A 12,196-nucleotide genomic window follows, 5' to 3' on the forward strand; every position below is an offset into this window, starting at 1 on the left:
GGGCACCGGGGAGGGGTACCCGGCGCCCGGCGCGAACCGATCAGGAGGAGTGTCAGCCCATCAGGCCCAGCTGCTGCGACATCTCGAAGTTGTCGTAGCTGATGCGCCAGTAGCTGATCAGGCCGTCACGGAACTCGTAGGTGTCCATGCCCTCCAGATCGAACGTGCGCCCGGTGGCCGCGACCGGCTCCTCCGGGTGCTCCGGCGGCCAGCCGGAGATGCCGCCGGACAGGGTGCCCGTGCCGTGCCAGGGCACCACGATGCGGTTGCCGTCCAGGGACACCAGCGGCGCGCCGGTGGCCTCGAACCGCATGTCCGGGAACGCCTTGTAGGTGATCTGGGCGAAGAGGCGGAAGTCGTCGTGCCCCTTGCTGAACCGGCCGAACATGGCCGGGTCCTCGACCAGGATGTCGTCGGTGCACATGGCCAGCTGCGCGTCGATGTCGGCGGAGTTGACCGCCTTGTACCACGCGCCCATGAAGTCGCCGATGGTGTCGGCGTCGGGCAGCGCGCCGCCCAGCCCGGCGCGGGCCTTGCGGTAGCGGTCGTCGAAGTACTCGATCTTCTCGAGCGATGTCATCGGATGCCTCCAGGGTGATCCGGTAGTGCGATCAGTTGTCGCCGCGAACGGCCAGGGCGTGGGTGAAGTGGCCGCGCGGATCCCACGTCGCCTTGATCTCCCGCAGGCGCGGCAGGGCGGCGCCGAAGTACAGCTCCTGCCACGGAATCGGCGCGGTGTGCAGCGCCGGGTCCAGCGGATCGGTGTCGGTGTAGTTCAGGACCGCGCCGTCGTTGGCGCCGCCCCGTCCCGGCACGCCACCGGTCGCGGCGTAGACGTCGGCGTAGAAGCGGCGCAGCCAGGCCAGCTGGGCCGCGTCCTCCTCCGGCGTCGCCCACATCACGATGTAGAGCATCTTGATGATCGAATCCCGCTGCGGGGACGCGGTTTCCGCGGCCTCGACGGTGTTGACGTGGCCGCCGTACCCGGCGATCTCCACCAGGGTGGCGGGGTTGTCGAACGCCGGATCGGTGAGGTTGCGATACAGCGCCGCCACCTGGTCGGCGGGCAGCGCGGTGCGCAGGTAGGCCGACTTGGCCTTGAAGCGCCCCTTGCCTTCCCAGCCGTCGCCGCCCAGATCCGCCCACGCGGTGACGTGGGAGATCCACTCGACCCGCTTGCGCGCGTCGACCCGGTAGGTGATGCCGGCGCCCTCGGCCATGGCGGCCAGGAACTCGTCGAGCAGCCGGTCGGCGTCCGGGGTGGCCGCGTCGATCTGCGAGGACATCAGGAACTCACCGGCCGAGATGTGCCGCGGCTTGAGCGCGCTGAACAGATTCACGTACGGCGAGTCGACGCCCGCGTGCTTCTCGTGCCAGGCGGTGAAGGTGGTGAGCAGCTTGCCGAAGGCGTCCTCGGTCAGCTGATCCCAGGACCAGACCACCTCGGAGACGATCAGTTCCCTTGGAGCCGAGGGCAACTGGTCGGCCGGTTCGGCGCCCGTCGCGCCGGGCGCGCGCAGCCAGAACTTGGTGGCCAGCCCGTAGGTGCCGCCACCGCCGCCGGTGTGGGCCCACCACAGGTCCCGGTTCGGGTCGTCGGCCCGCCGGGTCGCCACGACCTTGCGGGCCTTGCCGTCGGAGTCCGCGACGACGACCTCGACGGCCTCGAGGTAGTCGACGAGATGCCCGAACTGACGCGACAGCGGACCGTAGCCCGCGTTCGTCATCTGCCCGCCCAGCGCGACCGGCGGACCGATCCCGGCCGGGACGGTGACATGCCAGCCGTCGTACAGCTTCTGGTACAGGTCGGCGGTGCTGACGCCGGGGCCCACCGCGAACGCGGACAGCTCGGCGTCGTACTCGACCGAATTCAGTTGCGACGCACTGATGATGACCTGGATGTCGGGGTTGACGATCAGGTCCTCGTAGCACGCGCCACTGCTCTGCAGCGCGAACCGCACGCCTCGATCGAGCACGTGCTGCACCGCCGCCACGGCCTCGTCGGCCGTCTTGGGCAGCAGCACGTACTCGGGCGCGCCACTCCATCGGCCGTTGAAGCTGGCCGCGAGCACGCCGTAGCGCTCGTCGTCCGCCGTCACCCGTTCGACGTCGAAGGTTTCGCTCATGGGGGTGTCTCTCCTTCTGTCCGTTCAGGCGATCGGCGCCAGGCGGGCGCCCTCCGCGTCGCGAATCTCGAGGCACACGTCGCGCAGGGCGACGATCAGCCGTTCGATGTCGGACGTGGTGAGGTGGACCGACGGCTCGAACCGCAGCGTGTAGACCGCGCTCGAGGTGGGGAAGGTGCGAATGTTGTGCTCGCGCAACAGGAAACCCGACACGTAGTAGCCGAAGAAGCCACTGCCGTCGAGTTCCCGCAGCACCTGCGAGTCCGCCTCGGCCAGGTTCGCGAACTCCAGTCCTGCCATCAGGCCCCGGCCGCGCACGTCCGCGATCACGGTCGGGAACTCATCCCGCAGCCCGCGCAGCGCGGTCAGCAGTTCCGAACCCCGTTGCGCCGCCGTGCGATACACCTCGCCGTCGTTCGCCTCGAGCATGCCGAGCACCTTCTCCGCCATCAGGCAGGAGAAGCTGTCCTTGGCGAAGGTCGAGCTGTGCATCATCTCGAAGTCGCGCAGGTACCGCGACTCGCGCACCAGCAGCACCGCGGCTTTGGCGATGCCGCCGCCCAGGCTCTTGGCCATGGCGTAGTAGTCGCCGCGCAGACCCAGGTGGCTGCTGGACAGGAACGCGCCGGTCCGGCCCATGCCGGACTGGATCTCGTCGACGACCACCGGGATGCCGAGGTCGGCGGCGACCCGGTTGACGTCCTTGGCGAATTCCACCGGCACCTCGTGGATGCCGCCCTCGCCCAGGATCGGTTCCAGCACCAGGGCGCAGAACACCGGGAACGACCGCGGCGCCACCCGCACCCGGCCGTCGGCGATCTCCAGGTCGTGCAGGTCGCGCCGCTCGGCGGCGACGATCTCGTCGAGCGCGCCGGGCTGGTCCATCGGGACGAACCGGGCCTGAGCGGCCAGCGCCGAGAACACCGACCGGTAGATCGGGTTGTAGGTGAGCTGGACGCTGCCCGCGAGCTTGCCGTGGAAGGATCCGACGGGGCTCAGGAACAGCGGCGTGCTCGCGAACACCGCGTCGTTGTGCGCGGTCGCCGCGGCCACCAGGGCCTCGATGTCGCCCGACGCCCGCCCGTCCGCGACGGCGGCGCGCGCGGCCTCGACATTGGCCTCGAGTTCGGCCCGCAGCCCGGCGATCCGCGCGAAACGTTCGAACTCGGCGTGCTTCATGGCGGCCTCGATGGCCTCCGCACCGCTGTTGGCGAAGATCGCGAAGTAGTTCTCGTCGTCGTCCAGCTCCCGCCGGATGATCGAATTCAGCTGGGACACCACGCGATTGGCGTACGAGTGGCGCGAGAACTGGGCGTGGATCGGCGTCTGCGCGGCCAGCAGTTCGCGGGCGTGCTCGATCAGCTCGGGATTGCTGTGCCCGAGCAGCGTCGAGCCGTAACCGCCGACGAAGTCGAGGACGGCGGTCTCCTGACCGTCCTTGCGGTAGTACAGGGTGTCGGCCTCACCGCGGGTGTACTCGACATCGAGTCCGGCCGTGGCCAGCACCCCGAGCAGATACGGTTCGGCGTAGTCCTGTGCGTTCTCGATCGTGGTCATCGGCTCTGGACCTCTCCGGCGCGCACCAGGTTCAAGATCTCTCCCGCAACGGTTTCCGGCGCCTGCTGCGGCTGCCAGTGCGAGGTCTTCTCCAGCGTGACCAGCCGGTACGGGCCGGTCACGTGCTGGGCGGTCTCGGTGACCGCGAGCTTGCTGACGGCGGTGTCGGTGACGCTCCAGACGAAGGTCGTCGGAACGGTCACCGGGCCGAAGCCGAACGGCTCACCGAGCAGGTTGTTGGCGCGGTACCAGTTCAGCGCGGCCTCGAGCACGGCCGGGTCGCTGTGCTTGGTGACGTAGCGGCTCACCTGTTCCGGGGTCAGCACGCCCTCCCCGGCCTGAGCGAACCACGCCCACAGCTGGGCGGCGTCGTCGGCGAGGAACTGCGCGCCCGAGTCGGCCGACATGAGGAACTCGACATACTGCGAGCTGTGCTGCTGCTCCTCGTCGACCCGGTAGGCGTGCTGGTAGGCGTCCAAGTGCGGGATGGCCAGCGCGACCAGGCTGCGCACCCGATCCGGGTGGCGCGCACCGAGATACCACGCGACCGCGGCGCCCCAGTCGTGACCGACCACGTGCGCGGACTCGACGCCCAGCGCGTCCAGGATGCCGAGCGCGTCGGCCACCAGGTTCGGCAGCGCGTAGTCGGCGACCTCGGCCGGCCGCGCGCGGTCGGAGTACCCGCGCTGATCCGGGGCGATGGTGCGCAGCCCGGCCGCGTGCAGGATGGGCGCCACGTCGTTCCAGGACTCGCGGCTGTGCGGGAAGCCGTGCAGCAGGAGCACGGCGGGGCCGTCGGCGGGACCGGCGACGTCGACGTCGAAGGTGAACTCGCCCAGGCTGATTCGTTCCACTGTCATGACTACTCCGCGAAGATCTTGGCTTCGAGGGCCGGCTCATGCAGCACCGTGGCGGGATCGGCCAAGCCGATGACGCGCTGGTAGGCGCGCGACACGTCGCCGTCGCGGGCGGCCGCGTCCTGGACCTTGGCGATGAAGGCGTGCGCCTCGAGGATCTCCGGGGTGCGCTCACCCTGGACCTCGGGGTAGCTCAGGTCGGCGCCGATCGCCATGTCCCAGCAGCCGTCGATGGCCTCGGCGGCCAGATCGCGGAAGTAGGCCAGCGGGTCGATCTCACCCTCGGCCTGAACGTGCTTGCGCAGCACTGCCGAACCCATGGCGGCGACCGTCATGCCCTGCGCGTAGCTGGGGTTGAAGCTGGCCACCGCGTCACCGATCACCAGGAAGCCGGCCGGGAAGGCGGTCATGCGCTGGTAGTGGCGGCGCAGGTTGGTGGGGAACTTGTAGGCGACCGGGTCGTTGAGCGGCACGGCCTGCTGCAGCGTCTCGTAGATGTCCGGCGCGGCCAGGGTCTTGATGAAGGCCAGGAAGCCCTCGGGATCGGTCGGCGGGTGGTCGCCGAGGATGCCGTAGGCGGTCACGATGGCACGGCCGCCGTCGATCTTCTGGCAGATGCAGCCGCGCGGCACACCGGCCGAGGCGACGGTGTTGATCGAGATGTCGTCGCCGAAGGCCTCGTCCGGGATGCGGTAGTACCGGGTGGCGTACCCCATGCCGATCTTGTGCTTCTCCTCCTCGACGCGGCCGAACTCGAGGTCGTCGAGCCACACCGAGGCGCGCGAACCGCGACCCGAGGCGTCCACCACCAGGTCAGCGGGGATCAGGGTCTCGTGCGAGTTCTCCGGGAACACCCACACACCGGCGATCCGCTTGCCGTCCTCGACCACCTCGAGGCGGCTGATGTCGGACTGCTCGGCCAACTCCACGTTCGGCAGCGCCAGCACCCGCTCACGGATGTGGCCCTCGAAGAACGGGCGGCTGGCGGTCAGGCAGACCAGGCCCGAGTCGACCTGAACCAGCTTCTTGCCGTTGATGATCCAGCGCACGTCCTTGGACGCGTCACCGATGGCCGCGCCGTCGGCGACCATCTTGTCGGTCAGGCCGGGGAACAGCTCCTCGGCGATCTGCTGGCCGCGCGAGAGCAGACCGTGCAGGTGGTGGCCCTGCGGCAGGCCGCGCCGCAGCAGGTTCGGACCGGTCAGGTGGTCCCGGTCGACAAGGGTTACCCGCTCGTACTTCTCGGCGAGCACGCGGGTGGCGAACAAACCGGCGAGCCCACCCCCCAATACGACGGCGCGGTTCTCTCGGGTGGTCATGGCCTGTCTCCTCTGCTCGTACCGCTCGTGCCAGTGGCTCTCCGCCCGTTCGCGCGCGGCCACGGGGTGAACGTATCCACGGGCGGCTCACCGATCGGTCATCGTCGAGACACTGGGCACGAATAGTGCTGGTACGAGCGGCTTTTCGAGGGTCCGGCTCAGTCCGCGCGGCGCACGTCGAGCACCGCCTTGCCGGGGACACGGCGGCTCACCAGGGCGTCGGCGGCGCGCAGGTAGTCGGTCCAGTCACCGCGCCAGCCGATGGCCAGATCCAGCGTCCCGCGCTCGGCCAGGCCGACCAGTTCGGCGAGCTCGCCGCCGAGCGGGGTGCCGATGACGAAGGTCTCGATCCGCGCGCGATCGACCCGGATGCGCGCCTCCTCGAAGTCGATGAGGGTCGGCTGCTTGGAGGCCTTGCCGACCGCCACCACCGTGCCGCCGGTCTCCAGCCGCAGATAGGCGTCGGCCAGCTGCTGGCCGCCGACATTGTCGATCGCGCCGAAGACCCGGCCGCGCAGGGCCGCGGGACCGAGGATCACCTCACTCGCGCCCAGCTCGGCCAGACCCGCGCCGCGGGCCGGACTGCCCACCGAGGCAACGACTTCCGCACCGGCCAGATGCGCGAGCTGCACCGCGAACCGTCCCACGCCACCGGACGCGCCGGTCACCAGCACCCGGCGTCCGGCGATGTCACCGAGCCGCCGGATCGCCTGCAGGGCGGTGACCGCGGCGACCGGAAGCGCCGCTGTCGCACCGAGATCCAGGGTGTCGGGCACCAGGGCCAGCTCCGCGGTGTCGACCGCGCGCTGCTCGGCCCATGCCCCGCCCCAGCCGAAGGTCACCACGCGGCTGCCCGCGGGCGGACCGGAGCCGTCGGCCGCGGGGACGACGACGGTGCCGGCGGCGTCCCAGCCCGGAATGGTGCCGGTCGGCAGGTCGGGGACCCGGAAGGCGACCTCCCCGAAGTTGAACGAGAACGCGGCGACGTCGATCAGCGCCTGCGACGGTCCCGGCGTCGGGGCGGGCGCGTCGCCCAGGCGCAGCATGTGCGGGACGGCCTGGTCGTGGACGAGTGCCTTCATCTTCAGTGCTCCTCTTCTCAGGGGATCGGCGGATATGGTCCGGGCGCACGGCCGCCCCGATTCCGTCCCGGCCGGGATCGGAAATCGGGGCGGCCGTCGCGAATTCAGTTAGAAGGTGACTCAGCCCAGGGTCGGGTAGTCGGTGTAGCCGACGTGGTCGCCGCCGTAGAAGGTGGCCTCGTCGGGGGTGTTGAAGGGGCCGCCGGCCTTGATGCGGGCGTCCAGGTCGGGGTTGGCCAGCCACAGGGTGGCCAGCGCGACGGCGTCCGCCACACCGGATTCCAGCGCTTCCTTGGCGGCGTCGACCGTCGCGGGGAAGGCCTCGGGGGTGGCGTGCGGGTTGAGGATGATGCTGTTGGAGAAGGCCGCGCGCAGCTTGGTGGTCAGCTCGCGGTCGCCGCCCTCCATGATGTGCACGTAGGCGATGTCCAGGTCGGACAGCTTGGTGAGCAGCTCGACGTACAGCGGGGCCGGGTCGGCCTCGACGATGTGGTTGAACGGGTTGCCGGGCGAGAGCCGGATACCGGTGCGGTCGGCGCCGATGGCCTCGGCGACCGCGGCCACTACCTCGGTGACGAAGCGGATGCGGTTGGCGATCGAGCCGCCGTAGTTGTCGGTGCGCAGGTTGGTGTTGTCGGCCAGGAACTGGTGCAGCAGATAGCCGTTCGCACCGTGGACCTCGACACCGTCGAAGCCGGCGGCGATGGCGTTGCGCGCGGCGGCCACGAAGTCGGCGATGGTGGTGGTGATGTCCTCGGCGGTCATCTCCCGGGGCTCCGGGTGGTCGATCATGCCGTTGGGGGTGAACAGCTGCTCACCGGAGACCACCGCGGACGGGGCCAGCGGCAGCGCGTTGTCCGGGTACAGCATGGGGTGGCCGATGCGGCCGCAGTGGGTCAGCTGCGCGATGATGCGGCCGCCCGCCTGGTGCACGGCGTCGGTGACCTGGCGCCAGGCCTCGGTCTGGGCCTCGTTGTGCAGGCCCGGGGTCAGGAAGTAGCCCTGGCCGATGACGCTGGGCTGGATGCTCTCGCTGATGATCAGGCCGGCATTCGCGCGCTGCGTGTAGTACTCCGCGGTGAGCTCGGTGACGAGCCCATCCAGGGTGGCCCGGTTGCGGGTCATCGGCGCCATCACCAGACGGCTCGGCAGCTGCAACCGGCCGATCGAGACCTGCTCGAACAGAGTGCTCACCTTGTACTCCTTGCTGGATCGAGTCGCGCGCCGGACTGGTGCGCGCAGTTACTTGATTGGATCAAGCACCATGCTGGCACATGTGATTTATCCAATCAAGTACCTTCGTCAAGTCTTGGCTTAGAATTTTCTGCATGGCAGTACCGGCAGGTCCCGTGAGCACATCCACCGACGTCGAGCGCGTGATGTTCGAATTCGTGGACGCCTACAACCACGCCTTCGAGGATGCCGCCCGTGACCAGGGCATGAGCATGGCCCATGCCTGCGTGCTCGGCCGGGTCGGCACACCCCGCGGGATGGGCGAACTGGCCGAGGAACTCGGCTGCGACGCCTCCAACATCACCCAGATCGTCACCCGGCTCGAGGCCCGCTCCCTGGTCCTGCGCCAACCCGACCCCGCCGACCGGCGCTTCCGGCGCATCCAGCGCACCCCCGAGGGCGAAGCCGTCAACGACGCGTTCGAGGACTCCTTCGACTTCCCCCGCCGCGCGGTCGCCAATCTGACCCCCGACGAACAACAGCAACTGGCCGACCTTCTCCGCAAAGCACTCACCCCGCCCCGGTGACCACACCGGCGGCGAACTCACCGAACTCGTTGCGGCCCAACGCTACCCGTGGGCAAACACTCTGATCAACGCGTGACGATCGCACGCGTACCGCTCTGACCTGCGCGAATGCTTCCTGATGTCCCGGCGATGACCGGGCGATGACGCTCGCGGCGATAGTTTCGCCGCGGACGTGTCGTGGACACGTCGGATACGGAAGCTGCACAAGGTATTCGGAGGCGCGCGGTGACCAGTCAGCAAGAGGACATCACGACCAGGGAACCGGCACCGGAACCATCGGGGGATGCGTTCGGGCACATCGAGGTTCGCGGCATCGACTTCGTCCCCCCGCAGGAGCGCCGCGGCACGCCGCGTGAGCTGTTCACCATCTGGGCGGCGTCCAATGTCGCCTACATCTACATCGTGCTGGGCGGCACGGCGCTGCTGCTCGGCCTGTCGCTGTGGCAGGCGCTGGCGGTCGTGGTGCTGGGCAACCTGTTCTGGCTCGGTGTCGGCGCGCTCGCGGTCAGCGGGCCGGCGGCGGGCACGCCCAGCGTGGTGATCATGCGCTCCATGTTCGGCATTCGCGGCAACCGGCTGTTCGGCGCGGGGCTCAACTGGTTGATCGCCATCTCCTACGAGGCGATCAACCTGTCGTTCGGTTCGCTGGCGGCGTTCGCGCTGGCCGGGCACCTGGGCGTGACGGTGTCGACGCCGGTGAAGCTGGTGATCGTCGCGGTCATGGCGGTCGCGACCTTCACGATCAGCATCTACGGTCACGCGACGATCGTGCGGTTGAGCCCGTTCTTCACCGCGGCCCTGGTGCTCTGCTGTGTGCTGCTGGGCGTCTTCGTGTTCGGCCACGCCAAGTTCGATTACGTTCCCGCGCAGCCGCTCACGGGGTCCTCGCTGTGGTCGGCGCTGCTGGTCGGGATCGCGCTGGTCGCGTCGGCGCCGCTGTCGTGGACCGTCGGCGCGGACTACGCGCGCTACCTGCCCGAATCGGTGTCGAAGCGCGCGGTGATGGGGTGGACCGCGCTGGGCGGTTTCGTGCCCGCGGTCGCGCTGGGCGTCATCGGCGTCGTCGCCGGGACCAGCGTCGACATGACCGATCCCCAGACCTCGTTGAAGGGCATCCTGCCCGGGTGGTTCTACCCGGTGTTCCTGGCCGTGATCGTCGTCGGCGCGATCACCACCAATGTGCTCACCACCTACTCGTCCGGCCTGTGCCTGCAGGGGCTCGGCGTGAAGATGCGGCGCTCGCAGACCGTGTTCATCGACGGCGTGCTCGGCGGCGCGATCACCTTCTACGCGCTGTTCGTCGCCGAGGACTTCCTCGCGACCCTGAGCCGGTGGCTGGAACTCACCGTCGTGGTGCTGGGCCCGCTGGTCGCCATCTACGTGACCGATATCGTGTTGCGCCGCAACCGGTATGACGGGGTGTCGCTCAACGACGAACACCCCGGCAGCGCGCAGTGGTACACGGCGGGCTTCAACCTCGCCGGTGTCACGGCCATCATCGCCGGCGGCGTCTCGGCGGGGCTGTGCATCCACACCACCTCGTGGGAGGGGCCGGTGGCCTCGGCCATGGGCGGCGCGGACCTGTCGGCGCTGGCCGGGCCGGCCGTCGCGGCCACCGTCTACGCGGTGCTCAGCCGCACCCTCTACCGCTCGCGGATCGCGGCGGCCGAGATCGACGCGTGAACAACCGGCGGTCGCGGCGCCTGTCGGTGACCGAAAAGTCGTGAAGGGAACCATGATTACCGAACAGAGTGCAACGATCCGCCCACTACGCATTGCGATCGTGGGGGCGGGACCGGCCGGGATCTACGCCGCCGACGCGTTGATGAAATCCGATGGGCACGCCGGGTTCGACGGGGTGAGCATCGACCTCTACGAGCGGATGCCCGCGCCGTTCGGGCTGATCCGGTACGGCGTCGCGCCGGATCACCCGCGGATCAAGGGGATCATCACCGCCTTGCACAAAGTGCTCGACAAGGAGCAGGTGCGGCTGCTCGGCAATATCGACTACGGGGTGGACATCACCCTGGAGGATCTGCGTCAGTTCTACGACGCGGTCATCTTCTCCACCGGGGCGAATGCCGATCGCGCACTGGATGTTCCGGGGGTCGACCTGGACGGGTCATACGGTGCGGCGGACTTCGTGTCCTGGTACGACGGGCATCCGGATGTGCCGCGGACCTGGCCGCTGGAGGCGGAAAAGGTCGCGGTGCTCGGGGTCGGCAATGTCGCGCTGGATGTGGCGCGGGTGCTGGCCAAGACCGGGGACGAGCTGCTGCCCACGGAGATTCCGCCAAACGTCTATGAGGGTTTGCAGGCCAATAGGGCGCTGGAAGTGCACGTGTTCGGCCGCCGCGGTCCCGCCCAGGCCAAGTTCACGCCCCTCGAACTGCGCGAACTCGACCACTCCCCCACCATCGAGGTCATCGTCGATCCCGAGGACATCGACTACGACGAGGGCTCCGAAGCCGCGCGCCGCACCTCCAAGCAGGTCGACATGATCTGCAATACCTTGGAGCAGTGGGCCATTCGCGATGTCGGTGACCGCCCGCACAAGCTGTTCCTGCACTTCTTCGAGAACCCGTCGGTGATCCTCGGCGAGAACGGCAAGGTCATCGGTCTGCGGACCGAACGCACCACACTCGACGGCACCGGGAACGTGAAACCGACCGGCGCATACCGTGATTGGGATATCCAGGCCGTCTATCGCGCGGTCGGCTATCTCTCCCAGCCGATTCCGGGCCTGCCCTTCGACGAGGACAGCGGCACGGTCCCCAACACCGCGGGCCGCATCCCCGGCCTCGCCGCCACCTATGTCACCGGCTGGATCAAACGCGGCCCCGTCGGCCTCATCGGCCACACCAAGGGCGACGCCAACGAAACCATCGCGTGCCTGCTCGACGACGCCCCTGCCTTCACCCCCGCCGCCCAGCCCGACCCCGATGCCGTCATCGAATTCCTGGAACGCAAGGGCATCCCGTTCACGACCTGGGCGGGCTGGTACCGCCTCGACGCCCACGAACGCGCCCTCGGCGAACCGCAGGGCCGCGAACGCGTCAAGGTCGTGGAGCGCGACGAGATGCTGGCCGCCTCCGAACCCGGCAAGAAGACAGGAGCCGCTGTGCCCAGCACGCGAATCACGAAGGTCCTGGTGGCCAACCGAGGCGAGATCGCCGTGCGCGTGATCCGGGCCGCCAAGGACGCCGGAATCTCCAGCGTCGCGGTGTATGCCGAGCCCGACGCCGATGCGCCGTTCGTGAAGCTCGCTGACGAAGCCTTCGCCTTGGGCGGGCAGACTTCGGCGGAGTCCTATCTGGTGTTCGACAAGATCCTCGACGCCGCCGCGAAGGCCGGCGCGGACGCGATCCACCCGGGTTACGGGTTCCTGTCGGAGAACGCGGATTTCGCGCAGGCTGTGATCGATGCTGGTTTGATCTGGATCGGTCCGTCGCCGCAGTCGATCCGGGATCTGGGTGACAAGGTCACCGCCCGTCA

The 12,196-nt window shown here is 69.0% G+C and carries 10 protein-coding genes and 1 pseudogene; 4 read left to right on the top strand and 7 right to left on the bottom strand.

What is annotated here, in order from left to right:
• Positions 1 to 52 precede the first annotated feature (52 nt).
• From ACFV4K_RS30810 to ACFV4K_RS30840, 7 genes are all read right to left on the bottom strand, one after another.
• Entirely contained in the window at positions 53 to 580 is a 528-nt protein-coding gene (locus ACFV4K_RS30810; RefSeq protein WP_379100870.1) for an ester cyclase, read from the bottom strand.
• A 31-nt stretch (positions 581 to 611) separates the two neighbouring features.
• Positions 612 to 2,126 carry an FAD-binding oxidoreductase gene (locus tag ACFV4K_RS30815; protein ID WP_379279659.1) on the bottom strand — a complete coding sequence of 505 codons (1,515 nt, stop codon included), beginning with the start codon at positions 2,124 to 2,126 and terminating at the stop codon, positions 612 to 614.
• 24 nt (positions 2,127 to 2,150) lie between these two features.
• Positions 2,151 to 3,683 carry an aspartate aminotransferase family protein gene (locus tag ACFV4K_RS30820; RefSeq protein ID WP_379279661.1) on the bottom strand — a complete coding sequence of 511 codons (1,533 nt, stop codon included), beginning with the start codon at positions 3,681 to 3,683 and terminating at the stop codon, positions 2,151 to 2,153.
• Positions 3,680 to 4,543 carry an alpha/beta fold hydrolase gene (locus ACFV4K_RS30825; RefSeq protein WP_379279662.1) on the bottom strand — a complete coding sequence of 288 codons (864 nt, stop codon included), beginning with the start codon at positions 4,541 to 4,543 and terminating at the stop codon, positions 3,680 to 3,682. Before ACFV4K_RS30825 ends, ACFV4K_RS30820 begins: the two co-directional genes overlap by 4 nt.
• 2 nt (positions 4,544 to 4,545) lie before the next feature.
• Positions 4,546 to 5,859: an FAD-dependent oxidoreductase gene (locus ACFV4K_RS30830; RefSeq protein WP_379279663.1), complete on the bottom strand. Its 1,314-nt coding sequence runs from the start codon at positions 5,857 to 5,859 to the stop codon at positions 4,546 to 4,548.
• Between the two features lie 158 nt (positions 5,860 to 6,017).
• Positions 6,018 to 6,941, bottom strand: a complete 924-nt coding sequence (locus ACFV4K_RS30835) for a zinc-binding dehydrogenase (RefSeq protein ID WP_379279665.1) — start codon at positions 6,939 to 6,941, stop codon at positions 6,018 to 6,020.
• A 120-nt stretch (positions 6,942 to 7,061) separates the two neighbouring features.
• Positions 7,062 to 8,135 carry an alkene reductase gene (locus tag ACFV4K_RS30840; RefSeq protein WP_379279666.1) on the bottom strand — a complete coding sequence of 358 codons (1,074 nt, stop codon included), beginning with the start codon at positions 8,133 to 8,135 and terminating at the stop codon, positions 7,062 to 7,064.
• Between the two features lie 134 nt (positions 8,136 to 8,269).
• On the opposite strand from ACFV4K_RS30840, the gene ACFV4K_RS30845 reads away from it, so the two are divergent.
• The 4 genes and pseudogenes from ACFV4K_RS30845 to ACFV4K_RS30860 form a co-directional block, all read left to right on the top strand.
• Positions 8,270 to 8,701: a MarR family transcriptional regulator gene (locus ACFV4K_RS30845; protein WP_357090526.1), complete on the top strand. Its 432-nt coding sequence runs from the start codon at positions 8,270 to 8,272 to the stop codon at positions 8,699 to 8,701.
• Positions 8,702 to 8,926: 225 nt separating this feature from the next.
• A complete protein-coding gene (locus tag ACFV4K_RS30850; protein ID WP_379279668.1) occupies positions 8,927 to 10,384 on the top strand; it encodes a purine-cytosine permease family protein in 1,458 nt (485 codons plus the stop codon).
• A 52-nt stretch (positions 10,385 to 10,436) separates the two neighbouring features.
• Positions 10,437 to 11,810, top strand: a pseudogene (locus ACFV4K_RS30855) (FAD-dependent oxidoreductase); the annotation flags it as partial.
• Positions 11,811 to 11,882: 72 nt separating this feature from the next.
• Positions 11,883 to 12,196: biotin carboxylase N-terminal domain-containing protein (locus ACFV4K_RS30860; protein WP_379279670.1), on the top strand; the 314-nt coding region annotated here is incomplete at its 3' end.

This window comes from Nocardia sp. NPDC059764, from assembly GCF_042732555.1.
In the GTDB taxonomy this organism is placed as follows: domain Bacteria; phylum Actinomycetota; class Actinomycetes; order Mycobacteriales; family Mycobacteriaceae; genus Nocardia.